Origin of the sequence: Pantoea sp. BS_8, assembly GCF_041954965.1 — a bacterium.
Taxonomy (GTDB): Bacteria; Pseudomonadota; Gammaproteobacteria; order Enterobacterales; family Enterobacteriaceae; genus Pantoea; species Pantoea stewartii.
In genome coordinates this window covers 308,085-331,780 of sequence record NZ_JAVAXU010000003.1, presented here as the reverse complement: position 1 = coordinate 331,780, position 23,696 = coordinate 308,085, and the positions used below count along the sequence as shown (strand labels likewise).

Genomic DNA, 23,696 nt, shown 5'->3' with positions numbered 1-23,696 from the left:
TGATAGCATTCTTCAGGAAGATCGTTATCCATAAACCCTACTTGATTCAATTTAGAGAACTTTGTTGATCTTTATTTGGGAAGCAACCTATAAATTATATGATCTTTAATTTTTTTGCTAGGATTTTTCTTAAAAAATAAATTCGTTATTTATCAATTCATTATGTTAATGGGCGGTTAGCAAATTCACCCCACCAAGCCATTAATTCTACACGTTTGGTAAGATATGTTGAACGATTGTATGCTTTGCGCACTTCATTTTTATCGGTATGAGCCAGCGCAGCCTCTATAACATCAGCGTTAAAACCAGCTTCATTTAAAGCAGTACTTGCAATAGAACGCATTCCATGAGCAACAAGTTTTCCACCGTAGCCAATTCTTTTTAACGCAGCATTAGCCGTTTGGCTATTCATTGGTAGTTTTGGATCATTTCTGCTTGGAAATACATGCTCAAGATGAGCACTGATAGGCTTCATAAGCTCCAAAATTTCTAACGCCTGAGAAGATAAGGGGACAACGTGTTCACGCTTAACCTTCATCCTCTCTGCCGGGATTATCCAAAGCTTGGCATTGAGATCTATTTCTATCCATCGAGCACCTGAAGCCTCAGAGGGACGAACAAGTGTTAGCAACTGCCACTCTATTAAACAGCGAGTTGAAACAGACAGATTGGACATCATAAGCGAGCGCATAAGCTTTGGCAGTTCCTCTGGCCGCAGCGTGGGCATGTGCATTTTTTTAGGCTTTTCAAAAGCCATTCCAATCCCTGATGCAGGATTAGCATCGATCAACCCAGTATTAACCGCAAAAATCATTATCTCGTTAATACGCTGAACTAAGCGGCGAACCGTTTCAAGAGCGCCCCTAGCCTTAATCGGTTCCAGTGCTTCAACCAGCTTACGAGCTTTGATTTCCTGCACCGGTATCTCACCAACAGCAGGAAAAACATCTTTTTCAAGTGAACGCCAGATATCCTTTGCGTAATCCGGCGTAACGCTGGCCTTTTTCAAAGCAAACCAGTTAGCGGCAACGGTTGAGAAAATACTATCTAATGCGATCTGGTGCTGTTCTGTGACTTGTTTAGCCTGCGTCTGTGGGTCGATACCATTAGCGAGTAATGCGAGGTAATCAGTGCGCAGGCGTCGGGCATCGGCCAGCGACAGAGCAGGGAAGGCACCGAGGCCCATCATGGTGCGCTGTTTTGTCGCTGGCCTTTGATAACGGAAACGCCAAAGCTTCTTTCCTGTGGTTTTCACTACCATAAAAAGTCCGTCGCCATCATGCAGCGTCAGATCTTTATCAATGGCTTTGGAACGAAGTATTTCTGTGTTGGTGAGAGGGCGCGTAGTCCTTGCCATGCGGGGCTTTCCTGCGTGAATTGGTATACGTTATTGGCATACATTTTAACGTATACCAATTCGTATACCAATAATCACTGGATTTAGCCGGAATTCCTCGGACAATTACAGACACAAAAAAGCCCGCAGGGCTTGTGCCGTGCGGGCTTTCAGGATTTCACCGGACGTGTCCGGATCATTATGTGGTGGAGCTGGCGGGAGTTGAACCCGCGTCCGAAATTACTACACCGTCGGCACTACATGCTTAGTCCAGTCTTTACATTCGCCGGTCAGCTGCGGACGGACACGCCACTGACAGACTAGCCTGATTAAGTTTAACGCTTCAACCCCAGGCAGGGCATCCACGCGATCTCTTTTGGGTTTGACCTCTCTTGATCCCCGTCCTAAGAGCGGAGGCTAGGGAGAGAGGGCTCTCAGCAGGTTATTAAGCTGCTAAAGCGTAGTTTTCGTCGTTTGCGACTATTTTTTTGCGGCTTTTTACGAGGCCAACCGCCCCTCGGCATGCTCCTAAGGCTTCACAATCCCGTCGAATCCAGAATCAGCCCCAGAACTTCAAATACTAGCAAAAAAGCGTATCGAATTCCAGTATTTAACGATTGGCATTCTTCATAATACGCGCTTTGTCCATTTGCCATTCACGATCTTTGATGTCGTTACGCTTGTCGTGCTCTTTCTTACCGCGAGCCACGCCGATTTTTAACTTACACCAGGCGTTTTTCCAGTAGAGCGACAGCGCGACAACGGTATAGCCCTCGCGATTAACGCGGCCATACAGTGAATCCAGCTCACGCTTTTTCAACAGCAGTTTACGGCTGCGGGTAGGATCGCAGACTACATGCGTTGAAGCCACGGCGAGCGGCTGGAAGGTTGAGCCGAACAGATAGGCTTCGCCATCGCGCAGCAAAATGTAGCTGTCGCTGATGTTCGCTTTACCTGCACGGAGTGATTTAACTTCCCATCCCTGTAGCGACAAACCGGCTTCGAACTCTTCTTCAATGAAGTATTCGTGGCGGGCGCGCTTGTTCATGGCAATGGTGGCAGAACCGGGTTTGTGTGCTTTTTTCTTTGTCATAATGCCGCGTATTTTACATCACTTGGTCGGTTATCGCATCCCCAGTCCAGCGGGGCAGCAGGAAACAGGGTATTCTAGCACACCATGACAATGAGGAATTTTTGTTTAATCGCTGAAAATGCTATTATTTAGCGGTTTTGTGACGAACAGGAACCATTATGGCTCAGATTAGTCGTTCGGCGCTGGTCCCCTTTAGCGCCGGACAAATGTACCAACTCGTAAACGATGTCGATGCCTATCCGCAGTTTCTGCCGGGCTGCACCGGTAGCCGCGTGCTGGATGCCTCTGAAAATCAGATGACGGCGTCAGTCGACGTGTCTAAAGCGGGCATCAGTAAAACCTTTACTACCCGTAATACGCTGACCGACAACCAGAGCATTCATATGCAGCTGGTCGACGGCCCGTTCCGCAAGCTGACCGGCGGATGGCGCTTTATCGATCTCGGCGATGATGCCTGTAAGGTCGAACTTAGCCTGGAGTTTGAGTTCACCAATATGCTGGTTGAAATGGCATTCGGTCGCATCTTCAAAGAACTGGCCAACAGCATGGTGCAGGCGTTCACGCAACGCGCCAAAGAGGTTTACAGTGCCTGATATCTCGGTTGAGGTGGTGTACGCCCTGCCTGAAAAACAGTATCAGCAGTACGTAAAGCTGGAAGAGGGCAGTACGGTCGAGCAGGCCATCAAAAAATCAGGTTTGCTTGAGCTGCGGCCTGATATCGACCTTGCCAGCAATAAAGTGGGCATTTACAGCCACCCGGTGAAACTGACGGATATCGTGCAGGAAGGCGATCGGGTTGAGATCTACCGTCCGCTGATTGCCGACCCGAAAGAACTGCGTCGTCAACGCGCAGAACGCGCGGCCAGCAGCAAGAAATAACCGGTCAGATCGAAGAACATGAAAAAGGCGCTGATGAGCGCCTTTTTGCTTTCTGCGGGTTAATCACCGCCGCGATGGCGACGGTCAGAATCAACCGTTAGCCTTCTTGCGAGGACAGGGCAGGTTTATTGTCGATGTTGGTCAGCACACCGTTGCGGTCGAAGGTCAACGTCAGTGTCTGCTGTTTGACCTTCTCATGGCCAGGTTCCTGACGGAATACGTAGTACCAGACATTGCTACCAAACGGATCTTTCATCATCGGCGTACCCAGTGTATAGGCCACCTGCTGCTGAGTCATGCCGGTATGAATCTTGGCAACATCATTGGCAACCAGATAGTTTCCCTGATTGATATCGGGACGATAAACCACGCGCTCTAAAGTGGAGCATCCGGCGGTCATCATCAACATTACCACTGCCGCGGCAGTCAGCGTTTTACAGCGCATCTATACATTCCTTTTCTGGGGCCAAACGCCTTTTACAGGCTGTTCTTCTGCCATCAAATTCTGAACTCTGCCTGCGGCAGGCTTTATTATTCAGGCGACAATAGCTGTCGATGATAATAAACCTTTTCGCTATTGGAAACCTCTACAGAGCATGCATATGACCACGCTGTGTTAAAAAAGTGCATATCAGGCGGCTAAAAGTTCTTTAGCATTAGCCAGCGTGTTGCGGGTGACCTCGCTGCCGCCCAGTAAACGCGCCAGTTCCTGCAAACGTGCGCGCTTGTCCAGCGGCTGCATATGGGTTTCCGTCATTTCGCCGTCAGTCTCTTTGCTGACAAAGAAGTGCTGATGTCCGCAACCGGCGACCTGCGGCAGATGCGTAACGCACATCACCTGTGTTGATTCGCCCAACTGGCGCAACATCTTGCCGACGACGGCGGCGGTAGGGCCGCTGATGCCCACGTCAACTTCGTCAAAGATCATCGCCGGGGTTTCCATCTTGCGGGCCGTAATCACCTGAATGGCCAGCGCAATTCGTGACAGCTCACCGCCGGAAGCAACTTTGCCCAACGGCTGTAAAGGCTGCCCGGGGTTGGTCGTCACCTGGAAATCAATGCGGCTTGCGCCATCCGCCGTTAACTGATCGGGATTAAACACCAGGTCGATGGCAAAGCGGCCGTGCGGCATCGAAAGCAAATGCATGCTCTGGGTAATTAACTGCTGAAGCTCATCCGCAAAGCGGCTACGTTGTTCGTGCAGTCGTTCCGCGCACTGTAAGGCCGCCTGATAATGTTCGGTGACCAACGTTTGCAGACTTTCCTGATCGCTTTCCTGCTGGGATAACAACTCTGCTTCATCCAGCAATTGCTGATGGAGAGCGGGTAAGCCTTCCGGCGTGACATGGTGCTTACGCGCCAGCGCGATTTGCCGCGAGATACGCTGTTCCAGTTCATAAAGGCGATTGGGATCCAGATCGAGGCTGTCGCAGTAGTGACGCAGTTCGTCGCTGGCTTCGCTCAACTGAATGGCCGCTTCTTCCAGCAGGTTATAAACCCCGCTGACCTTGTCATCCAGTGCGGTAAGCTCTGACAGCATCTGGCGTGCGCTGTACAGCATACTGTTGAGGTTGGTGTCATCGCTGTCCGCCAGAAGCTGAAGTGCCTGCTGGCTGGTTGAAAGCAGCTGTCCGCTGTTGGCCAGGCGTTTGTACTCTTCGTCGATCTGCTCGAACTCACCTGCCTGCGGGGCAAACTCGTTCAGTTCTTTGAGCTGGTACTGCAGTAATTCGCGACGGGATTCACGTTCCTGCGCCTGCTGCTGATGCTGCGCCAGGGTACGGCAGCTCTGATGCCAGGTCTGATACGCCGCACGCATCTCAACCAGCAGCGCGTCATGCCCGGCATAGGCATCCAGCAGGTGTTTTTGATGGTCGGGCTTGAGCAGCAACTGGTGCGCGTGCTGTCCATGAATCTGAATCAGCAACTGGCCTAAATCGCGAAGCTGTGAAAGCGGAACCGCCGTGCCGTTAATAAAACCGCGTGAGCGGCCATCGGCACTGATCACGCGGCGCAACAGGCACTCATTGCCATCATCCAGTTGGTTGTCGCTGAGCCAGCGCTGAGCGGAAGGCGAGGCTTTGATTTGAAAGCGCGCGCATAAATCTGCGCGGTTGGCACCCTGACGCACCATATCGGCATCCACGCGACCGCCGAGGCACAATCCGAGCGCATCGATAGCAATAGATTTACCGGCACCGGTTTCACCGGTAATGGCCGTCATGCCACGTTGAAAATCAATGTCGAGCTCACGAACGATAGCGAAATTGCTGATGGTCAGTTGTGCCAGCATAGCGTCACCTGTATGAATAAACACATATGGTTTTTCATACAGTATAAACTGGTTTTTTATCCAGTAAAGAGGGCGCGCTCACTTTCAGAACAATTTTTTTGACCAGCCCAGTTTGGAACTCAGCGTGTTGAAATAGCTGTAGTTTTTGGGATGGATAAGATTGAGATGGTTTTCGCTGCGGCGGACCAGCACATCTTCCCCTTCCTGAATAGGCAGCGCAATCTGGCTGTCGCAGCTGATTTCCAGGTCGTTGCGGCGGGCCGAAAAGCGCAGGCGAATGGTGCTGCTGCTGTTAATCACCAGAGGCCGGGCCGATAAGGTGTGCGGAAACATGGGCACAATCGTTATCGCGTCCAGCGACGGCGTTAAGATCGGGCCCCCTGCGGACAGGGAATAGGCCGTAGATCCGGTCGGCGTAGAAATGATCAGGCCGTCTGAGCGCTGTGAAAAGGCAAAAACCTCATCAATGTACACTTCAAACTCGATCATGTGGGCGACTTTGCCCGGATGGAGTACCACTTCATTAATTGCGCTGCCGATGCGGGGTGAACAGTCGGTTTTGCATACCTGCGCTTCCAGCAGAAAGCGGCTTTCCACAAAATAATTGCCGTTCAGCACGTCATCAAGCTGATGGTGCGCGTTATCCGGATCCAGATCCGTCAGAAATCCCAGATTGCCGCGGTTGATGCCAATCACTTTTATGTCATACCGCGCCAGTACTCTGGCTGCGCCTAGCATATTACCGTCACCGCCGACCACGACGGCTAAATCCGCCTGCTGGCCGATTTCTGCCAGCGTGCCAGTCTGGACATCGTCCAGTGAGAGTTCCTGCGCAATCTGCTGTTCGACAATGACACGGTAGCCCTTACCGGTCAGCCAGCGGCACAGCATTTCATGCGTGGTGAGCGCGGTGGGATGGCGTGGATGGCCCACAATTCCAATGCAGTTAAAGTGTTTGTTCATCGAGTGGGTCTTCCTCATAAGCCAAATCGGCACGATGATGTGACGTGTTCCCTTGAAACCGCCAAACCAATCCCCATAATAAGCCAACCAGCGAAGTGAATGTGCAAAACGCGGAGAAATTCATGAGTAGTAAAGAACAGAACACCCCAAACGAGCAAGTCTCAGAAGAAATTCAACAGGAACAACAGCAACCTCAGGACGCGGAGACAGCAGGTGAGGTGGATCCGCGTGATGAGCGCATTGCTCAGCTCGAAGCTGAGTTAGCGCAGTTGCAGAACGGCGTGCGTGACGCGCAGCTGCGTGCACAGGCAGAGATTGAAAATGTGCGTCGTCGTACCGAGATGGACATTGAAAAAGCGCACAAATTTGCGCTGGAGAAGTTTGCCAACGAGCTGCTTCCGGTGATTGACAGCCTGGAGCGTGCGCTGGAGCTGGCGAACAAAGAAGATGAGAAATCCGCTTCGATGGTGGAAGGCATTGAGCTGACGCTGAAATCGCTGCTGGGCGCAGTGCGTAAATTCGGTGTTGAAGTGGTCGGTGAAACCGGCGTGCCGTTCAACCCTGAAGTCCATCAGGCGATGTCGATGATGGAATCTGACGAGGTCGAGCCTAACCACGTGATGATGGTGATGCAACGCGGTTATACCCTGAATGGGCGTCTACTGCGTCCGGCCATGGTTGCAGTGGCCAAGGCGAAAGCCTGATTGTAGCCTCATCTCACAACGGCCGCGTCAGTGCGCGGCCGTTGTGTTCAGGCTGCCGGTTCAGGTAAAACCGGTGTCCAGTCAACAGGATCTCTGCCGCTTTCTTTTAACAGGGCGTTAGTTTTTGAGAAATGCTGGCAGCCAAAAAAGCCGCGGTGTGCCGAAAGGGGAGAAGGATGCGGTGCCTGCAACACATGATGGCGCTGGCGATCAATGATGCTGCCTTTCTTCTGCGCATGCGAACCCCACAGTAAAAAGATTACCCCTTCACGCTGCGCGTTAATCGCGTCAATCACCCTGTCGGTAAAGGTTTCCCAGCCCAGCCGGGCATGAGAATGCGCTTTGCCCGCTTCCACCGTTAACACGGTATTCAGCAACAGCACGCCTTGCTCTGCCCAACTGGCCAGATAGCCATGACTGGGTTTCTCAAAGCCCGGAATATCCTGCTGCAGCTCTTTATACATGTTCTGAAGGGAAGGCGGAATGGGCACGCCCGGCAATACAGAAAAAGCCAGACCATGTGCCTGATTCGGCCCGTGGTAAGGATCCTGACCCAAAATCACCACTTTCACATCGCCTAACTCCGTTAAGCGAAAGGCATTAAAGACGTCTTTCTGCGGCGGATAAACGGTCACGCCTGCAGCCCGCTGGTTAGCGACCTGTTTCAGGGTTTCAATGAAATAGGGCTTCTCTTTCTCTTCAGCCAGCACATCGTGCCAGGTCAGCTTTGCAGCCATAATCAACTCCCTTGTGTTCTGAACGCTAAGCTTAGCTGTTCAGTATCCAGACATGAAGCCTAAAATTAGTTTAAAAATTCAATAAAATGTAGTCCCGCTACGTTTTAAAAATCAATCGCTTAGCAATGTGGCCAAAAAGTGCCCGATTGTACTTGATTCAGGTCAAAACTAACGTCATGAGCGAGTGATATACCAGTTGCTCATCATTGATTTATTGACGGTATTGGTCCAGCCAATGCCTTGCAGGAGAAACTGAGATGATCACAGGTATTCAAATTACCCAGTCACACAATCCGGCCTTAGTGAATTCGTTCTGGCTGTTAGATGAAGAAACCGCTCAGGCACGTTGTCTGTGTGCCGTAGCAGGCTATCAGGACGATCAGATTGTCGCGATTGGTGAGTTAGGGGACATGGCTTACCGTGAAGTACCGGTCGAGATTAAACCCCAGGTGCGCGTGGAAGGCGGGCAGCACTTAAACGTTAACGTCCTGCGCCGTGAAACGCTGGAAGACGCCGTGAAACATCCTGAGAAGTATCCGCAGCTGACCATTCGTGTTTCCGGGTATGCCGTGCGCTTTAATTCGCTGACGCCTGAACAGCAGCGTGACGTCATTGCCCGTACCTTTACGGAAAGTTTATAAACTGCCTGTGTGCTGAAATAAAACGCAGCGCCAGAAGGACAAATCTCTACGCGTTAACAGACAGATAGAACATGACTGTCGTCGGGTGAAATATCCAGCCGGGCGGCTTTATGATGTTTGATGCTGAATGGAGACGAAACCGGGCTTTACCCACCTGAACAATGAAAAATCGCCTCTCAGGAGGCGATTTTTTTAGAAGCGTGCTGTTTTATTCCGCATTCTCACTGCCGGATGAGCTGCCACTTGGCTTGCGGCGTTTACCGACATTTTTAAGATCGCGATGGCGTTTTTTCACCCGCGGTTTCTCTTCTTCTTTGGCTTTTCGCTCTGCACGCTTCGCAAGCGCCTTTTTCGACGGTTTTCCGGTGGTTTTTGGCGAAGGCGCACGCGTGACCGGACGCAGCTCGTCAATCACCCGTGCTTTAATCGGCTCGTCAACGTAGCGGCTGACTTTACCCAGCAGCAGATGGTCATGGGCTTCGACCAGCGAAATGGCGATGCCTTTACGACCGGCACGGCCCGTACGGCCGATGCGGTGCAGATAGGTATCCGCCGTGCGTGGCATATCGAAGTTAATCACGTGGCTCACATCCTCCACGTCAATCCCGCGTGCGGCGATATCGGTGGCGACCAGCACGTTTACCCGACCTTCCACCAGACGTTTAATCGCCTCATTGCGTTTAGCCTGGACCATTTCCCCTTCCAGGTAGCTGGTGCGGATTCCGGCATCATGCAGCCAGCTGACCAGTTCATGCAGGCGTTCACGTTTACGCACAAACACAATGGATCGGGTCACTTCCGGCTGCTTTAACAGGTGAACCAGCAGTTTGGTTTTGTGCTCAAGATCGTCGGCGCGGTGATACCACTGCTGAATTTTCTTACGCTCGCGACGGCTGGGATCGGCTTCCAGTTCAACCGGCTCGTTCAGCAGGCGCTCGGCAAAATCTTTAATATGCTCGCCTTCCAGCGTGGCGGAGAACAGCATCGTCTGTTTACGCCAGCGCGTTTCACCCGCGATGGTTTCGATATCCTGGGCAAATCCCATGTCCAGCATGCGGTCTGCTTCATCCAGGATCAGCGTTTCCACTGCGCGGCAGTCAAAGTTTTCTTCTTTGATGTACTGCAGCAGACGGCCGGTGGTGGCAACCACAACGTCCTGATTTTCGCTGAACACTTCGGCGTGGTTCATAAAGGCCACGCCGCCGGTGATAGTGGCGATATCCAGATGCGTATGTTTCGCCAGTTCCCGCGCCTGGTCGGCAACCTGCATCGCCAGTTCACGGGTGGGCGTTAAAATTAAAATACGTGGCGGGCCAGACTTCTTGCGTGGAAAATCGAGCAGGTGCTGCAACGCCGGTAATAAATACGCGGCGGTTTTCCCGGTCCCGGTAGGTGCCGAACCCAGAACGTCGCGGCCCTCCAGCGCGGGGGGAATGGCAGCAGCCTGAATTGCTGTCGGGCGCGTATAGCCTTTCTCCTGCAGCGCTTCAAGCAGGCTTTCGTCGAGTTCAAGTTCGGAAAATGTGGTTACGGTCATGTTCTACCTCAGTTTGGGGCGCTGATTATAGACAGATCGGACATAATCTTCATCTGTTTATCGGTATTGACTGCGTCAGATTACGTCAACGGCGTGAATTCCCCAACCTGGCACGTTACACTTGGCGCCAGCTATACGGCAGAAAAACAGGTGAATGGTCGCTGAGTATGATGCAGGACAAGCCGCAGGCGCGGCCGCAGTTAAAAAAGAACGGGTTTACTTTCAAGCAGTTTTTTGTCGCACACGATCGCTGTGCAATGAAGGTCGGTACTGATGGCATTCTGCTGGGCGCGTGGGCACCGGTCGCCGGGGTAAAGCGCATCCTTGATATCGGTACCGGTTCGGGCCTGATTGCGCTGATGCTGGCCCAGCGAACGCATTCTGATGTGGTGATCGATGCGGTGGAGCTCGATGCCGACGCTGCGCAACAGGCCAGCGAGAATGCCTGTCAGTCACCCTGGGCTGCGCGTATTCATGTTCATCAACAGGATATCGCGCAGTGGGCGGAAAACAGCAATACGCGCTATTCACTGATCGTCAGTAATCCGCCTTACTTTGCACCTGGCGTGGCCTGCTCAACGTCGGCACGCGACAGCGCACGCGCGACCGGTACCTTAAACCATCAGACCTTATTACGTTGCGCAGCGTTGCTCATAGAAGAAGAGGGCTTCTTTTGTGTGATATTGCCTGAGACGACAGGGCAGGAGGTGATTGCGCAGGCACAATCGGAGGGCTGGCATCTGCGCTTTCGCTTCGATGTGGCGGAATATGCTCACCGTCCGCCGCATCGTGTATTGCTGGGGTTTTCACCCAGTCCGGGTGAAACCCTGTTTGAACGCCTGGCTATCCGCGATGCCGACCGGCAGTATTCTGACGCCTGGCAAAGCCTGACGCGTGACTTCTATTTGTTTATGTGATCGCCGGGCTGCAGGACGGTCGGTTGCGCTTCCGCCAGCGTATCGGGATAGTCGCGAATAAAATGCAGTCCGCGGCTCTCTTTGCGTTGCAGCGCACAACGCACCATCAGCTCTGCCACCTGTACCAGGTTGCGCAGTTCCAGCAGGTTGTTTGACAGCCGGAAGTGGCGATAGTACTCGTCGATTTCCTGTTGAAGCAGGCTGATGCGGCGCAACGCGCGTTCCAGCCGCTTAGTGGTACGGACAATGCCGACATAATCCCACATAAACAGCCGTAGCTCATGCCAGTTATGCTGAATGACCACGCGCTCATCGGCATCATCCACCTGGCTTTCATCCCATGCCGGTAAACGATCTACGGTCTCCGTTTCAGGTAAGATCCGCATCAGATCCTCCGCGGCAGACCAGCCATATACCAGACACTCCAGGACAGAATTTGAGGCGAGGCGGTTGGCACCGTGCAGCCCGGTATAACTGACTTCACCGATTGCATATAAACAATCGATGTCGGTGCGGCCATGCCGATCGACGACCACGCCACCACAGGTGTAATGCGCGGCGGGCACCACAGGGATTCTGTCCTTTGTCAGATCAAAGCCAAAGGTCAGCAGTTTTTCGTAAATCATCGGGAAGTGGGAACGGATGAAGGCCGGCGGCTGGTGGCTGATATCCAGATACATGCAGTCTACGCCCAGCCGTTTCATTTCATGATCGATGGCGCGGGCGACGATATCGCGCGGGGCCAGCTCCGCGCGTTCGTCGAAGTCAGGCATAAACCGCGAACCATCGGGCCGCACCAGCCAGGCGCCTTCGCCGCGCAGGGCTTCCGTCAGCAGAAAGTTTTGCGCCTGCGGATGAAACAGGCAGGTAGGGTGAAACTGGTTAAATTCCAGGTTAGCGACCCGGCATCCTGCTCGCCAGGCCATCGCAATGCCGTCACCAGAGGCGACATCGGGATTCGTGGTGTACTGATAAACTTTGGCCGCGCCGCCCGTGGCCAGCACGACGGCGCGCGCCTGGCAGGTTTCGACCCGTTCGCGATTGCGGTTCCAGATCCAGGCCCCCATTACCCGGCGGGGGCCCGGTAAGCCCAGTTTGTCTGACAGGATCAGATCCACCGCGTTAGTGCGTTCCAGGATGCGGATATTCGGATGACGCAACGCCTGGCCGACCAGCGTGGTTTCCACTTCCCGGCCGGTGGCGTCGGCGCTGTGCAGAATACGGCGATGGCTGTGGCCGCCTTCTCGCGTCAGGTGGTAACGCATTTCACCGCCGGCCTGAGGATCGGTATCAAACGCCACGCCATGATCGATCAGCCACTGCACGCAGTGCCGCGCATTGCTGGCGACAAATGAAACAGCCTCACGATCGCACAAGCCCGCCCCGGCAATCAGCGTGTCTTCAACGTGAGAATCCACGCTGTCAGTTTCATCAAACACTGCCGCAATGCCGCCCTGCGCATACAGCGTTGAGCCTTCATTAACCTGCGCTTTACTGAGCACAGTGACCCGGTAATGCGAGGCCAGCCGCAACGCCAGTGACAGTCCCGCCGCACCGCTGCCCACAATAAGCACATCACACTGATAATCTGAGGGGGAGAATATTGTCATAGTGTTTAATTTACTAAACAAGAATGACCCGAGCATAAGCCTTTGATGGTTTTTTGTGAAGTATTTTGAACACGCAAGCAGGCGTAATAGCGGGCTAAATCTAATTTATGAGATATATCAAATGGTTAGTTGTTTAACCGTTTAAAATCCGTTTTTCATACCAAACTTAATCGAATACAAGGATTTAAAGATGAAAAAGCGGCTGTCATAGGTTACTCTGCCTGCGATTTGCGCGTGTTACATTGAACGAAAATCAACAAACTGTGTAATCCTGCAGCAAAGCGGCCGAAAATGAACTTTTCGCCACGTAATGACTCAAAGCGCATGCTTGCTCAATAGCTGTGTGCTGGCAGTTCCTTAACGCATAAGAAAGTATTTGGGGAGACTTTACCTCGGATGAGCGAGCAGTTAGCGGACCAGGTTCTGGTTGAACGGGTTCAGAAGGGGGATCAAAAAGCTTTCAACTTACTGGTGATCCGTTACCAGCATAAAGTCGCGAGCCTGGTCTCACGGTATGTGCCTTCAGGCGATGTGCCTGACGTCGTTCAGGAATCATTTATTAAGGCGTATCGGGCACTGGATTCTTTCCGTGGCGATAGCGCGTTTTACACCTGGCTGTATCGGATTGCCGTGAATACAGCCAAAAACTATCTGGTTGCTCAGGGACGCCGTCCGCCTTCCAGCGATGTTGATGCAATTGATGCGGAAAATTTCGAAAGTGCGGGTGCGTTAAAAGAAATTTCGAACCCTGAGAACTTAATGTTGTCTGATGAACTGAAACAAATCGTCTTTCGTACCATCGAGGCGCTTCCTGAGGACTTGCGAATGGCAATTACCCTCAGGGAACTTGACGGTCTGAGCTATGAAGAGATCGCCGTCATTATGGATTGCCCGGTGGGCACGGTAAGGTCACGTATTTTCCGTGCACGTGAGGCCATTGATAATAAAGTTCAACCGCTTATCCAACGTCAGTGATAACGGCTACTGGAAGGGTATTAGGCATGCAGAAAGAAAAACTTTCCGCTTTAATGGATGGTGAGGCTTTAGATAACGCGCTGATTTCAGCCCTGTCTAAGGATGCAGATCTACAAAAAAGCTGGGAACGCTACCATCTGATTCGCGATACCATGCGCGGCGATGTTGGTGAACACCTGCATTTTGATATTTCTGCTCGCGTTGCCGCTGCCATCGAAAACGAGCCACAGCGTAATGTGACGTCCCTGATTCCTGAAGCACAGCCCGAGCCTTCTCGCTGGGAAAAAATGCCGTTCTGGCACAAAGTTCGCCCCTGGGCGGCCCAGATTACGCAGGTCGGCGTCGCCGCCTGTGTTTCCCTGGCGGTAATTGTGGGTGTTCAGCACTATAACCAACCCACCAACGGCAGCGTGGAAAGCTCTGACTCACCGGTATTCAACACCTTGCCAGTGATGGGCAAAGCGTCACCTGTCAGTCTGGGTGTCCCTTCGGATATGTTTGGTTCAGGCAATGCCTCACAACAGGTGCAGGACCAGCGTCGCCGCGTGAACGCCATGCTGCAGGACTACGAACTTCAGCGTCGTCTGCACGCCGATCAGCTGCAGTTCGAAACCAATGCGCCAAAACAAGCGCAGGCCAATGTACCGGGTAATCAGTCATTAGGAATGCAGCAGCAGTAATGAAGCCGCTATGGTATGCCGTTAGTCTTCTGACGGGCAGCCTGTTGTGGTCCACTGCCGCCCCAGCGCAGGTTTCTGCGTCTGGGGCGTTATTACAGCAGATGGAGCAGGCAAGTCAGACGCTCAACTACGAATTCGCCTACATCAACGTTTCCCGTCTTGGTATGGAATCGCTCCGTTATCGTCACGCAGTAATCGACGATCGCGTCTATGCACAGATTCTGCAGATGGACGGTCCGCGTCGCGAAGTCATTCAGCGCGGCAACGACATCAGCTATTTCGAACCGGGTATTGAGCCTTTCTCGCTTCCCGGCAATCACATCGTCGATGCGTTGCCATCGATTATCTACGCCGACTTTGCCAAGCTTGATGCGGCTTATGACTTTATTACCGTCGGCCGTTCCCGCATTGCCGATCAGATGTGTGATGTGGTGCGCGTAGTGTCGCGCGATGGCACGCGCTACAGCTATGTTGTATGGCTGGATGTGGATACCAAGCTGCCGCTGCGCGTAGATCTGCTGGATCGTGACGGTGAAACGATGGAACAGTTTCGCGTGATCAGCTTCGCGGTGGATGATGGCGTACGCAACCTGATGCAGGGCCTTGAAAAAGCCAATCTGCCGCCGTCGCTCTCATTAACCAAATCAGACAACGCGACGCTGGACTGGGAGCCCGCCTGGCTTCCCGCAGGGATGACGCTCGTTTCCCAAAGCCGGCGTATGCTTCCCGCGTTAAATAAATCCCTTGAATCCCGGCTGTACAGCGATGGTCTGTTTAGCTTTGCTGTAAACGTTACGCCGGCAGATAAAAACAGCGTCGCACAGACATTGCGCACGGGACGTCGTACGGTGGAAACCGTAATACGCGATAATTACGAAATTACGGTCGTTGGCGAGTTACCGCCTGCGACGGCCAAACGTATCGCGGACAGTGTTAATCCTGGGGCAAAAAAATGATGAGAGAATGGGCCACCGTGGTGGCATGGCAGGATGGTATCGCCACACTGCATACCGAAGCCAAAACCTCCTGCAACAGCTGCCAGGCACGCAAAGGCTGTGGCAGCCATATGCTGAATAAGCTGGGGCCAAAGAATGCGCATGTGATGCAAATCGCCAGCAGCAAGCCCCTGGCTCCGGGCCAACGTGTCGAACTGGGCATCAAAGAGAGCAGCCTGCTCGGTTCGGCACTGCTGGTATACATGACGCCGCTGTTTGGCCTGTTTCTGTTCGCAGGTCTGTTCCAGGCCCTGTTCGGCAGCGACCTGGCCGCCGCCTGCGGCGCGCTGTTAGGCGGAGTTGGCGGCTTTATCGTCGCCAAAGGCATTTCCATGAAATTTGGCGATAGTGAGGCCTTCCAGCCGGTTATCCTTAATATCGCCTTGCCCCCAGATGCGCTTCGTGTTGAAAGCGAAGCCTGACCCCTGCTTAAGCCGCACTTGTTGCGGCTTTTGTCTTAAGCCTGACGTGCAAAAAACTGTTTCGTTTCCACGACGTTCCATTCTTTTATGCGCGGCCTTAACAGTGTAATATGCGTCGTCATTAATGAGGCTGACAGGATTGTGGGTTAAGAGCGATCTTCCTGAATGTGTCTGTGCTCAGGTTTCTAACTGATTCTCTACGTGAAGATATCTCTATAAATGAAGCACATAAGAAATTTCTCCATCATCGCCCACATTGACCACGGTAAATCCACGCTCTCTGACCGCTTGATTCAGATCTGTGGCGGATTAACTGACCGCGAGATGGCCGCGCAGGTTCTGGACTCAATGGACCTTGAGCGTGAACGTGGTATTACCATCAAAGCACAGAGCGTGACGCTCGATTACAAAGCCCAAGACGGTGAAACTTACCAGCTCAATTTTATCGACACGCCGGGACACGTTGACTTCTCATACGAAGTTTCCCGCTCACTGGCCGCCTGTGAGGGTGCGCTGCTGGTGGTGGATGCCGGACAGGGCGTTGAAGCGCAAACCCTGGCTAACTGCTACACCGCGATTGAGATGGATCTGGAAGTCGTGCCGGTGCTGAATAAAATCGATTTGCCTGCCGCCGATCCTGAACGTGCTGCACAGGAAATCGAAGATATTGTCGGTATTGATGCCACCGATGCCGTGCGTTGCTCGGCGAAAACCGGTGTCGGCGTACCTGAAGTGCTGGAGCGCCTGGTGCGCGATATTCCGCCGCCAGAAGGCGATCCGGAAGGGCCGCTGCAGGCACTGATTATCGACTCCTGGTTCGATAACTACCTGGGTGTTGTCTCGCTGGTTCGTGTGAAAAACGGCACCATGCGTAAAGGCGATAAAATCAAGGTACTGAGTACCGGCCAGGTTTATAACGCCGATCGACTGGGCATTTTCACGCCGAAGCAGGTTGACCGCACTGAACTGAACTGTGGCGAAGTCGGCTGGCTGGTCTGCGCCATTAAAGACATTCTGGGCGCGCCGGTGGGCGATACCCTGACAACAGCACGTAACCCGGCGGACAAAGCGCTGCCTGGCTTTAAAAAAGTGAAGCCGCAGGTTTACGCCGGTCTGTTCCCGATTAGTTCTGATGACTACGAAGCGTTTCGTGATGCGCTGGGCAAGCTGAGCCTGAACGATGCTTCTCTGTTCTACGAGCCAGAGAGTTCAACCGCGCTGGGCTTTGGCTTCCGTTGCGGCTTCCTGGGTCTGCTGCACATGGAGATCATTCAGGAACGTCTGGAACGTGAGTACGATCTCGATCTGATCACGACCGCACCGACGGTGGTGTACGAAGTGGAAACCACGGGCGGCGAAGTCATTTATGTGGACAGCCCCTCGAAGCTGCCACCGCTCAATAACATTGAAGAGTTGCGTGAACCGATTGCGGAGTGTCACATGCTGCTGCCGCAGGAATACCTGGGCAACGTCATTACGCTGTGCATCGAGAAACGTGGCGTTCAGACAAATATGGTTTACCACGGCAATCAGGTTGCGCTGACCTATGAGATTCCAATGGCTGAAGTGGTGCTCGACTTCTTTGACCGTTTGAAATCAACATCGCGCGGCTATGCTTCACTGGACTACAATTTTAAACGTTTTCAGGCCTCTGACATGGTGCGCGTCGACGTGCTGATTAACTCAGAACGCGTTGATGCGCTGGCGCTGATTACCCACCGTGATAACGCACCTTATCGTGGACGTGAGCTGGTTGAGAAAATGAAAGACCTCATCCCACGTCAACAATTTGATATTGCGATTCAGGCGGCAATCGGCAACCACATTATCGCTCGCTCAACCGTCAAACAGCTGCGTAAGAACGTCCTTGCCAAGTGTTACGGCGGTGACGTCAGTCGTAAGAAAAAGCTGTTGCAGAAGCAGAAAGAGGGTAAGAAGCGAATGAAGCAGGTCGGTAACGTTGAACTGCCGCAGGAAGCATTCCTCGCCATTCTGCATGTCGGAAAAGACAGCAAATAAGGATCTTAAATGGCTAATATGTTCGCGCTAGTCCTGGCGATAGCGACATTGATTACTGGTATTCTCTGGGTGATCGATCGTATCAAGTGGGCACCACAGCGCCGGGCGCTGCAGGCGGCGGCACAGGCGCAGTCAGGCGGCACGCTCGATAAAAAAACGCTGGCAAAAATGGCACCTAAGCCGGGCTGGATTGAAACCGCTGCCTCCGTATTTCCGGTGCTGGCCGTGGTATTCTTTGTGCGCTCATTTGTATATGAGCCTTTCCAGATCCCGTCAGGATCGATGATGCCCACGCTGCTGATTGGTGACTTTATTCTGGTCGAGAAGTTTGCTTACGGCATTAAAGACCCGATTACGCAAACCACGCTGATTCCTACCGGTCATCCTAAGCGTGGCGATATTGCGGTCTTTAAATACCCAAAAGATCCCAGCCTGGACTACATCAAGCGCGTGATTGGCCTGCCGGGCGATCGTGTAACCTATGATCCCTACAGTAAAACGCTGACTATTAATCCGGCCTGCGATAATGGCAAGCCTTGCAGCAAAGCGTTGCCCGTCACCTACAGCAACATTGAGCCAAGCAAGTTTGTTCAGACGTTTAGCGGGTTTGATGGTAACGAAGCCGGTAACGGGTTCTACCAGGTGCCGCTGAATGAAACCATGCGCGGTGGATTACGTCTGGCCACGCGCAAAGAAACGCTGGGCAATGTGACGCATGACATTCTGTTGGTGACGGAAGCACAAAGCCAGGCGAGCATGTACTATCAGCAGCCCGGCCAGCCGCAGGCGAGCTGGGTTGTGCCGCAGGGGCAGTATTTCATGATGGGTGATAACCGTGACAACAGCGCCGACAGTCGCTACTGGGGCTTTGTTCCCGAGCGCAATCTGGTCGGTAAAGCGGTCGCCATCTGGATGAGCTTTGAAAAACAAGAAGGCCAGTGGCCAACCGGCGTACGACTGAGTCGTATCGGCGGTATCCATTAAGCCAGCCTGAGAGTCAGGCAAAATAGGGTGGCCTCCGTCATGGGGGCCACTGCACACCAAACAGAATGTGTTGGATTCTCAGCCCTGTTTGGTATGCAGAGTGACAGACGCAAAACAGAACTGGAATCGCATGAACCCCATCCTGATTAACAAGCTTCAGCGCAAACTGGGCTACACTTTTACACATTCTGAACTTTTACAGCAGGCGTTGACGCATCGCAGCGCCAGTAGCAAGCATAACGAACGCCTGGAGTTTTTAGGCGATTCGATTCTGAGCTACGTGATTGCAAATGCGCTCTACCACCGTTTTCCGCGTGTGGATGAGGGCGACATGAGCCGCATGCGCGCGACGCTGGTGCGCGGTAATACGCTGGCAGAGATGGCGCGTGAATTCGATTTGGGTGAATGCCTGCGTCTGGGGCCCGGCGAATTAAAAAGCGGCGGCTTCCGTCGTGAATCTATTCTGGCGGACACCGTGGAAGCGCTGATTGGTGGTGTCTTCCTCGACAGTAATATTCAGACGGTCGAAAAGCTGATCCTTGACTGGTATCAGACACGCCTGGACGAAATCAGTCCGGGTGATAAACAAAAAGATCCGAAAACGCGCCTGCAGGAATACCTGCAGGGCCGTCATCTGCCGCTGCCAAGTTACTTAGTGGTGCAGGTTCGTGGCGAAGCCCACGATCAGGAATTTACCATTCACTGTCAGGTGAGTGGCATGGCAGAACCGGTGGTGGGCGTGGGCTCCAGCCGCCGTAAAGCTGAACAAGCAGCGGCTGAACAGGCGCTGATTAAACTTGGTCTGGAATAACAGTATTATCCCGGCGCCGCAACCGGCGCTGAAAACCTCAGGACTCGAATGAGCGAAAATGTTACATACAGCGGCTTTGTCGCGATAGTTGGCCGGCCTAACGTCGGTAAATCCACCTTACTGAACCAGTTACTGGGGCAGAAGGTTTCAATTACGTCGCGTAAGCCGCAAACCACCCGTCACCGCATTATGGGCATCCATACGGAAGGCGCTTATCAGGCGATTTACGTGGATACGCCCGGCCTGCATATGGAAGAGAAGCGGGCGATCAACCGCCTGATGAACCGTGCGGCCAGCAGTTCTATCGGTGACGTTGAACTGATCATCTTTGTGGTTGAAGGCACGCGCTGGACGCCCGACGACGAGATGGTGTTAAACAAGTTGCGCGATGGCAAAGTGCCGGTTCTGCTGGCGATCAATAAAATCGACAACATCCAGGATAAAAGCGTCCTGTTACCGCACCTGCAGTTCCTCAGCGAGCAGATGAACTTTATTGATATCGTGCCGGTTTCGGCCGAAAGCGGTAAAAATGTCGACACCATCGCCGCCATCGCCCGCAAGCATCTGCCGGAATCTGACCATCACTTCCCGGAAGATTACATTACCGATCGCTCACAGCGCTTTATGGCATCCGAAATTATCCGTGAAAAGCTGATGCGTTTCCTCGGTGCGGAACTGCCTTACTCGGTCACAGTCGAAATCGAACAGTTTGTGTCTAACGCGCGCGGCGGTTATGACATCAACGGTTTGATTCTGGTCGAGCGCGAAGGGCAGAAAAAAATGGTGATTGGCAATAAAGGCGCCAAAATCAAAACCATTGGTATTGAAGCGCGTAAGGACATGGAAGAGATGTTCGATGCCAAAGTGCATCTCGAACTGTGGGTTAAAGTTAAATCCGGCTGGGCAGATGACGAACGTGCGCTGCGTAGTCTGGGTTACACAGACGATCTCTGAATAAATGGAAGGCTGGCAACGCGCCTTTGTGCTGCATAGTCGTCCTTTCAGCGAAACCAGTCTGCTGCTTGACCTGTTTAGTGAAAGTGAAGGCCGTGTTCGTGTCCTTGCAAAAGGAGCACGATCACGGCGTTCTCAGTTAAAAGGCACGCTTCAGCCTTTTACCCCGCTGCTGGTGCGCTGGAGCGGTCGTGGTGAGGTGAAAACGCTGCGCAATGCCGAAGCGGTTTCGCTTGCTCTCCCCCTCAGTGGTATCACGCTTTACTGCGGCCTGTACGTCAACGAGCTGTTGTCTCGGGTACTGGAACAGCACATCCCCTTTTCCGACCTGTTTTTTGACTATCTGCAATGTATCCAGACGCTGGCCGCCGCCGAGGGTTCACCCGAACCTGCACTGCGTCGTTTCGAGCTGGCGCTGTTGGGGCACCTTGGCTATGGCGTGGATTTCCTGCACTGCGCAGGCAGTGGTGAACCGGTCAGTGAAGACATGACCTACAGCTACCGGGAAGAGAAGGGCTTCATCGCCAGTCTGGTGCTCAATCAGCGCAGCTTTACAGGTAAACACCTGCAGGCGCTCTCCACGCGTGAATTTCCTGATGCGGATGCCCTGCGCGCGGCGAAGCGCTTTACCCGCATGGCGCTAAAACCCTATCTGGGGGGCAAACCGTTAAAAAGTCAGGAGCTTTTCCGTCAGTTTACACCGAAAAAAAAGCCCGATATTGCCGGCGAGCCCTGATGCGGGTCGTAGCGGAATCGCATCAGGGCGCGTTACACTCCATACAATGACCATAATGAACCGAGGATTGTCATGGCTGAGTTACTGTTAGGCGTTAACATCGACCACATTGCTACCGTCCGCAACGCGCGTGGCACCCATTACCCTGATCCGGTCCAGGCGGCTTTTATCGCCGAACAGGCGGGCGCGGATGGGATCACGGTGCACCTGCGGGAAGATCGCCGCCACATTACCGACCGCGACGTGCGTATTCTGCGTGATACCATCGAAACGCGGATGAATCTCGAAATGGCGGTCACCGATGAGATGCTGAACATCGCATGTGACATCAAACCGCACTTCTGCTGCCTGGTGCCGGAAAAGCGTGAGGAAGTGACCACCGAAGGCGGACTGGATGTCGCCGGACAACAGGAAAAACTTAACGCCGCGGTAAAAAAACTCAGTGAGGCGGGCATTTTGGTATCCCTGTTTATCGATCCCGATCACCGGCAAATCGAAGCGGCTGTCACCAGCGGCGCGCCTTATATTGAAATTCATACCGGTGCCTATGCTGAAGCACCTGAAGGCCCGGCACGCGACGCTGAGCTGGCCCGGATCCGTCAGGCGGCCACCTTTGCGGCCAGCCGCGGATTAAAAGTTAACGCCGGTCACGGTCTGACTTACCACAATGTCCTGCCGATTGCCGCGCTGCCGGAAATGCATGAGCTGAACATCGGTCATGCGATCATTGGTCGGGCGGTGATGAGCGGCCTGCCTGACGCCGTCAAAGCCATGAAACAGCTGCTGCGAGAAGCGCGTCGCTAATGGCTATTCTGGGACTGGGCAGCGATATCGTCGAAATAGAGCGGATTGCCGATGTGATTTCTCGCTCTGGCGATCGACTGGCGCGTCGCGTGCTGAGTGAGGCCGAATGGCAGCAGTATCAGCAGCATCGTCAGCCGGTGCGTTTTCTGGCTAAACGTTTCGCCGTTAAAGAAGCGGCAGCCAAAGCGTTTGGCACCGGCATTCGCGGCGGACTGGCATTCAATCAGTTTGAAGTTTACAACGATGCGCTGGGTAAACCGCTCCTGCGTTTTTTCGATCATGCTGCTGAGGTGGCGCAGCGGCTGGGTGTACAGCATGTCCATGTCACCCTGGCCGACGAGCGCCACTATGCCTGTGCTACGGTCATTATCGAAAGCTAACCGTGCAGGGCAACAAACTTATCCCACAGCGCATCGCGTGATTCGATGTGCTGGGGATCCGTCACAATGGTGTTATCAATAGGGCAAACCCGCTGGCAGGTCGGCACATCATAATGTCCCACACATTCGGTACAGCGGCTCACCTCAATCTCATAAATCATCTCACCCATCGAAATAGCCTGGTTCGGGCATTCGGGTTCACACATATCGCAGTTAATGCATCGTTCTGTAATCAGTAAAGACATCGCGGTTTCCCAATCGATAAATACTTTTTGTCGTTTTGGCGACATAATCTGTTGCGGTAGTAAATATTCCTGATGAGATATGTCGAACCCTTAGACGACTTTTGTAACTTTCTAATTGCAAGCCTGGCTGGTCATTAACATAAAGTTGGAATGTTAAAGGTCATGCGGAGTCGGCTGACACTAGCATATTCTTTCAACGTCAAACATGATGCGAATAACTAAAAAAAGTCATACGCACCATTAATGTTCGTTACTTACTGATTATTCGATGATTTAAATCTATATAGTCTTCATGGAGAGTAAGCATAAAAGTATAACTTTTAGCAAATTCAGCGATACACGTGCGGGGACAGCGCCGCGTGTAGAAAAAACCACCACAGCGAGAATTGTAAGGATTATGCAGAAAAAAGGGGTGATAGAAATATTTTGTCATAAAAATGACAGAGATCAGGTGCGTGATTAAGAGTTTTCCGATAATATGCATTCATCAATAATATCGATGGATTGTGTCAGGTGAAAAAAAGAATTTTTTTGATAGCCGGCGTGGCTGTTCTGGCTGCAACAACCGCTTATGGAAGCTTATCCGCGGGTGGATCTCGGCCTGATTTCGTTACAGCAGCAGAAAATAAAACGAATAACTTCCTGCAATACAGCTATGGTAAGGGTAAATGTAAAGCCGCGCCCGGAACGGCAATGAGCTGGGACATGGAATGTAAGTATGACGGTGGCAAGAAAGTGGTTAAATTCGCTCTCTACTCCGCTGAGCATGCAACAAAAAAATCTGTTGATACCTTTTATCTCGTTGCAAAAAATCAGGCTGCAGTCGACTCAGCCAGCACAGGTATGGGGCAATATTTGCCTATTTCTACGCAAGATATAAGCAGTAGTTAGTCGGCCTTAATACACAGCTAATACTCAATTCAGTTTTAGAAGCCAGCGATATCGCTGGCTTCCTTCATTGTACTTTACAACAATCGCAAT

At 52.7% G+C, this 23,696-nt stretch carries 26 protein-coding genes and 1 other RNA gene; 17 read left to right on the top strand and 10 right to left on the bottom strand.

Annotated elements, in window-relative coordinates:
• Positions 1 to 160 precede the first annotated feature (160 nt).
• The 3 genes from RAC65_RS10415 to smpB all read right to left on the bottom strand — a co-directional run bounded on the left by RAC65_RS10415 (position 161) and on the right by smpB (position 2,429).
• The gene (locus tag RAC65_RS10415) at positions 161 to 1,357 is read right to left on the bottom strand and encodes an integrase domain-containing protein (protein ID WP_375096667.1); all 1,197 of its coding nucleotides are present in this window, start codon (positions 1,355 to 1,357) and stop codon (positions 161 to 163) included.
• Between the two features lie 183 nt (positions 1,358 to 1,540).
• Positions 1,541 to 1,903, bottom strand: a transfer-messenger RNA (tmRNA) gene (gene ssrA, locus RAC65_RS10410).
• Positions 1,904 to 1,946: 43 nt separating this feature from the next.
• Positions 1,947 to 2,429 carry an SsrA-binding protein SmpB gene (gene smpB, locus RAC65_RS10405; RefSeq protein WP_033740943.1) on the bottom strand — a complete coding sequence of 161 codons (483 nt, stop codon included), beginning with the start codon at positions 2,427 to 2,429 and terminating at the stop codon, positions 1,947 to 1,949.
• A 158-nt stretch (positions 2,430 to 2,587) separates the two neighbouring features.
• Here smpB and RAC65_RS10400 point away from each other — a divergent pair, with 158 nt between their 5' ends.
• The gene (locus RAC65_RS10400; protein ID WP_006120491.1) at positions 2,588 to 3,022 is read left to right on the top strand and encodes a type II toxin-antitoxin system RatA family toxin; all 435 of its coding nucleotides are present in this window, start codon (positions 2,588 to 2,590) and stop codon (positions 3,020 to 3,022) included.
• On the top strand, positions 3,015 to 3,308 hold the full coding sequence (locus RAC65_RS10395) for an RnfH family protein (protein ID WP_006120493.1): 294 nt from the start codon (positions 3,015 to 3,017) through the stop codon (positions 3,306 to 3,308). The genes RAC65_RS10400 and RAC65_RS10395 overlap by 8 nt, the downstream gene beginning before the upstream one ends.
• 97 nt (positions 3,309 to 3,405) lie before the next feature.
• Here RAC65_RS10395 and bamE read toward each other — a convergent pair whose 3' ends face one another.
• From bamE to nadK, 3 genes are all read right to left on the bottom strand, one after another.
• Positions 3,406 to 3,753, bottom strand: a complete 348-nt coding sequence (bamE, locus tag RAC65_RS10390; RefSeq protein ID WP_185199093.1) for an outer membrane protein assembly factor BamE — start codon at positions 3,751 to 3,753, stop codon at positions 3,406 to 3,408.
• Between the two features lie 186 nt (positions 3,754 to 3,939).
• Positions 3,940 to 5,601, bottom strand: a complete 1,662-nt coding sequence (gene recN / locus RAC65_RS10385) for a DNA repair protein RecN (RefSeq protein WP_375096666.1) — start codon at positions 5,599 to 5,601, stop codon at positions 3,940 to 3,942.
• 84 nt (positions 5,602 to 5,685) lie between these two features.
• Positions 5,686 to 6,564 carry an NAD(+) kinase gene (nadK, locus tag RAC65_RS10380; RefSeq protein ID WP_006120497.1) on the bottom strand — a complete coding sequence of 293 codons (879 nt, stop codon included), beginning with the start codon at positions 6,562 to 6,564 and terminating at the stop codon, positions 5,686 to 5,688.
• 122 nt (positions 6,565 to 6,686) lie between these two features.
• Between nadK and grpE the strand changes: the two genes are divergently transcribed.
• On the top strand, positions 6,687 to 7,268 hold the full coding sequence (grpE, locus tag RAC65_RS10375) for a nucleotide exchange factor GrpE (protein WP_375096665.1): 582 nt from the start codon (positions 6,687 to 6,689) through the stop codon (positions 7,266 to 7,268).
• Between the two features lie 47 nt (positions 7,269 to 7,315).
• On the opposite strand, the gene ung is transcribed toward grpE, so the two are convergent.
• Entirely contained in the window at positions 7,316 to 8,005 is a 690-nt protein-coding gene (gene ung, locus RAC65_RS10370) for a uracil-DNA glycosylase (RefSeq protein WP_006120500.1), read from the bottom strand.
• A 257-nt stretch (positions 8,006 to 8,262) separates the two neighbouring features.
• Between ung and grcA the strand changes: the two genes are divergently transcribed.
• Positions 8,263 to 8,646 carry an autonomous glycyl radical cofactor GrcA gene (gene grcA, locus RAC65_RS10365; RefSeq protein ID WP_039340033.1) on the top strand — a complete coding sequence of 128 codons (384 nt, stop codon included), beginning with the start codon at positions 8,263 to 8,265 and terminating at the stop codon, positions 8,644 to 8,646.
• A 208-nt stretch (positions 8,647 to 8,854) separates the two neighbouring features.
• Here grcA and srmB read toward each other — a convergent pair whose 3' ends face one another.
• Positions 8,855 to 10,183, bottom strand: coding sequence for an ATP-dependent RNA helicase SrmB (srmB, locus tag RAC65_RS10360; protein ID WP_033740936.1), 1,329 nt, complete (start codon positions 10,181 to 10,183; stop codon positions 8,855 to 8,857).
• Positions 10,184 to 10,350: 167 nt separating this feature from the next.
• Here srmB and RAC65_RS10355 point away from each other — a divergent pair, with 167 nt between their 5' ends.
• Positions 10,351 to 11,100 carry a tRNA1(Val) (adenine(37)-N6)-methyltransferase gene (locus RAC65_RS10355; RefSeq protein ID WP_039340031.1) on the top strand — a complete coding sequence of 250 codons (750 nt, stop codon included), beginning with the start codon at positions 10,351 to 10,353 and terminating at the stop codon, positions 11,098 to 11,100.
• Here RAC65_RS10355 and nadB read toward each other — a convergent pair.
• Positions 11,085 to 12,746, bottom strand: coding sequence for an L-aspartate oxidase (nadB, locus tag RAC65_RS10350; protein WP_375093563.1), 1,662 nt, complete (start codon positions 12,744 to 12,746; stop codon positions 11,085 to 11,087). The two genes, RAC65_RS10355 and nadB, sit on opposite strands and share 16 nt — an antisense overlap.
• 360 nt (positions 12,747 to 13,106) lie before the next feature.
• Here nadB and rpoE point away from each other — a divergent pair, with 360 nt between their 5' ends.
• The 11 genes from rpoE (at position 13,107) to acpS (ending at position 22,470) form a co-directional block, all read left to right on the top strand.
• Positions 13,107 to 13,685 carry an RNA polymerase sigma factor RpoE gene (rpoE, locus tag RAC65_RS10345; RefSeq protein ID WP_006120509.1) on the top strand — a complete coding sequence of 193 codons (579 nt, stop codon included), beginning with the start codon at positions 13,107 to 13,109 and terminating at the stop codon, positions 13,683 to 13,685.
• Positions 13,686 to 13,711: 26 nt separating this feature from the next.
• Positions 13,712 to 14,365, top strand: a complete 654-nt coding sequence (gene rseA / locus RAC65_RS10340; protein ID WP_033740931.1) for an anti-sigma-E factor RseA — start codon at positions 13,712 to 13,714, stop codon at positions 14,363 to 14,365.
• Positions 14,365 to 15,321 carry a sigma-E factor regulatory protein RseB gene (rseB, locus tag RAC65_RS10335; protein ID WP_006120511.1) on the top strand — a complete coding sequence of 319 codons (957 nt, stop codon included), beginning with the start codon at positions 14,365 to 14,367 and terminating at the stop codon, positions 15,319 to 15,321. The genes rseA and rseB overlap by 1 nt, the downstream gene beginning before the upstream one ends.
• Positions 15,318 to 15,782: a SoxR-reducing system protein RseC gene (gene rseC, locus RAC65_RS10330; RefSeq protein ID WP_006120512.1), complete on the top strand. Its 465-nt coding sequence runs from the start codon at positions 15,318 to 15,320 to the stop codon at positions 15,780 to 15,782. The genes rseB and rseC overlap by 4 nt, the downstream gene beginning before the upstream one ends.
• A gap of 219 nt (positions 15,783 to 16,001) precedes the next feature.
• Complete coding sequence (gene lepA / locus RAC65_RS10325; protein WP_039340027.1) at positions 16,002 to 17,801, top strand: translation elongation factor 4; 1,800 nt, start codon at positions 16,002 to 16,004, stop codon at positions 17,799 to 17,801.
• Positions 17,802 to 17,810: 9 nt separating this feature from the next.
• Complete coding sequence (gene lepB, locus RAC65_RS10320) at positions 17,811 to 18,785, top strand: signal peptidase I (RefSeq protein ID WP_006120515.1); 975 nt, start codon at positions 17,811 to 17,813, stop codon at positions 18,783 to 18,785.
• Positions 18,786 to 18,915: 130 nt separating this feature from the next.
• Positions 18,916 to 19,596, top strand: a complete 681-nt coding sequence (gene rnc, locus RAC65_RS10315) for a ribonuclease III (RefSeq protein WP_006120517.1) — start codon at positions 18,916 to 18,918, stop codon at positions 19,594 to 19,596.
• Positions 19,597 to 19,644: 48 nt separating this feature from the next.
• Positions 19,645 to 20,550 carry a GTPase Era gene (gene era / locus RAC65_RS10310; protein ID WP_033740928.1) on the top strand — a complete coding sequence of 302 codons (906 nt, stop codon included), beginning with the start codon at positions 19,645 to 19,647 and terminating at the stop codon, positions 20,548 to 20,550.
• 4 nt (positions 20,551 to 20,554) lie between these two features.
• Positions 20,555 to 21,286: a DNA repair protein RecO gene (gene recO, locus RAC65_RS10305; protein ID WP_039340024.1), complete on the top strand. Its 732-nt coding sequence runs from the start codon at positions 20,555 to 20,557 to the stop codon at positions 21,284 to 21,286.
• A 72-nt stretch (positions 21,287 to 21,358) separates the two neighbouring features.
• Complete coding sequence (pdxJ, locus tag RAC65_RS10300) at positions 21,359 to 22,090, top strand: pyridoxine 5'-phosphate synthase (RefSeq protein WP_033740925.1); 732 nt, start codon at positions 21,359 to 21,361, stop codon at positions 22,088 to 22,090.
• A complete protein-coding gene (gene acpS / locus RAC65_RS10295; protein ID WP_006120525.1) occupies positions 22,090 to 22,470 on the top strand; it encodes a holo-ACP synthase in 381 nt (126 codons plus the stop codon). The genes pdxJ and acpS overlap by 1 nt, the downstream gene beginning before the upstream one ends.
• Here the strand turns inward: acpS and RAC65_RS10290 are convergent.
• Positions 22,467 to 22,715, bottom strand: a complete 249-nt coding sequence (locus RAC65_RS10290; RefSeq protein WP_033741000.1) for a YfhL family 4Fe-4S dicluster ferredoxin — start codon at positions 22,713 to 22,715, stop codon at positions 22,467 to 22,469. The two genes, acpS and RAC65_RS10290, sit on opposite strands and share 4 nt — an antisense overlap.
• A gap of 513 nt (positions 22,716 to 23,228) precedes the next feature.
• Between RAC65_RS10290 and RAC65_RS10285 the strand changes: the two genes are divergently transcribed.
• A complete protein-coding gene (locus RAC65_RS10285; RefSeq protein ID WP_375096664.1) occupies positions 23,229 to 23,606 on the top strand; it encodes a hypothetical protein in 378 nt (125 codons plus the stop codon).
• Positions 23,607 to 23,696 lie beyond the last annotated feature (90 nt).

What these genes read in the sequence shown, in the direction of transcription:
- srmB (WP_033740936.1), bottom strand. Translation starts at nt 10,183, where the DNA reads ATGACCGTAACCACATTTTCCGAACTTGAACTCGACGAAAGCCTGCTT.
- lepA (WP_039340027.1), top strand. Translation starts at nt 16,002, where the DNA reads ATGAAGCACATAAGAAATTTCTCCATCATCGCCCACATTGACCACGGT.
- acpS (WP_006120525.1), top strand. Translation starts at nt 22,090, where the DNA reads ATGGCTATTCTGGGACTGGGCAGCGATATCGTCGAAATAGAGCGGATT.
- rseA (WP_033740931.1), top strand. Translation starts at nt 13,712, where the DNA reads ATGCAGAAAGAAAAACTTTCCGCTTTAATGGATGGTGAGGCTTTAGAT.
- smpB (WP_033740943.1), bottom strand. Translation starts at nt 2,429, where the DNA reads ATGACAAAGAAAAAAGCACACAAACCCGGTTCTGCCACCATTGCCATG.
- RAC65_RS10290 (WP_033741000.1), bottom strand. Translation starts at nt 22,715, where the DNA reads ATGTCTTTACTGATTACAGAACGATGCATTAACTGCGATATGTGTGAA.
- ung (WP_006120500.1), bottom strand. Translation starts at nt 8,005, where the DNA reads ATGGCTGCAAAGCTGACCTGGCACGATGTGCTGGCTGAAGAGAAAGAG.
- recO (WP_039340024.1), top strand. Translation starts at nt 20,555, where the DNA reads ATGGAAGGCTGGCAACGCGCCTTTGTGCTGCATAGTCGTCCTTTCAGC.
- nadK (WP_006120497.1), bottom strand. Translation starts at nt 6,564, where the DNA reads ATGAACAAACACTTTAACTGCATTGGAATTGTGGGCCATCCACGCCAT.
- RAC65_RS10415 (WP_375096667.1), bottom strand. Translation starts at nt 1,357, where the DNA reads ATGGCAAGGACTACGCGCCCTCTCACCAACACAGAAATACTTCGTTCC.
- grcA (WP_039340033.1), top strand. Translation starts at nt 8,263, where the DNA reads ATGATCACAGGTATTCAAATTACCCAGTCACACAATCCGGCCTTAGTG.
- rseB (WP_006120511.1), top strand. Translation starts at nt 14,365, where the DNA reads ATGAAGCCGCTATGGTATGCCGTTAGTCTTCTGACGGGCAGCCTGTTG.
- grpE (WP_375096665.1), top strand. Translation starts at nt 6,687, where the DNA reads ATGAGTAGTAAAGAACAGAACACCCCAAACGAGCAAGTCTCAGAAGAA.
- bamE (WP_185199093.1), bottom strand. Translation starts at nt 3,753, where the DNA reads ATGCGCTGTAAAACGCTGACTGCCGCGGCAGTGGTAATGTTGATGATG.
- RAC65_RS10400 (WP_006120491.1), top strand. Translation starts at nt 2,588, where the DNA reads ATGGCTCAGATTAGTCGTTCGGCGCTGGTCCCCTTTAGCGCCGGACAA.
- rpoE (WP_006120509.1), top strand. Translation starts at nt 13,107, where the DNA reads ATGAGCGAGCAGTTAGCGGACCAGGTTCTGGTTGAACGGGTTCAGAAG.
- nadB (WP_375093563.1), bottom strand. Translation starts at nt 12,746, where the DNA reads ATGCTCGGGTCATTCTTGTTTAGTAAATTAAACACTATGACAATATTC.
- rnc (WP_006120517.1), top strand. Translation starts at nt 18,916, where the DNA reads ATGAACCCCATCCTGATTAACAAGCTTCAGCGCAAACTGGGCTACACT.
- rseC (WP_006120512.1), top strand. Translation starts at nt 15,318, where the DNA reads ATGATGAGAGAATGGGCCACCGTGGTGGCATGGCAGGATGGTATCGCC.
- era (WP_033740928.1), top strand. Translation starts at nt 19,645, where the DNA reads ATGAGCGAAAATGTTACATACAGCGGCTTTGTCGCGATAGTTGGCCGG.
- RAC65_RS10355 (WP_039340031.1), top strand. Translation starts at nt 10,351, where the DNA reads ATGATGCAGGACAAGCCGCAGGCGCGGCCGCAGTTAAAAAAGAACGGG.
- lepB (WP_006120515.1), top strand. Translation starts at nt 17,811, where the DNA reads ATGGCTAATATGTTCGCGCTAGTCCTGGCGATAGCGACATTGATTACT.
- recN (WP_375096666.1), bottom strand. Translation starts at nt 5,601, where the DNA reads ATGCTGGCACAACTGACCATCAGCAATTTCGCTATCGTTCGTGAGCTC.
- pdxJ (WP_033740925.1), top strand. Translation starts at nt 21,359, where the DNA reads ATGGCTGAGTTACTGTTAGGCGTTAACATCGACCACATTGCTACCGTC.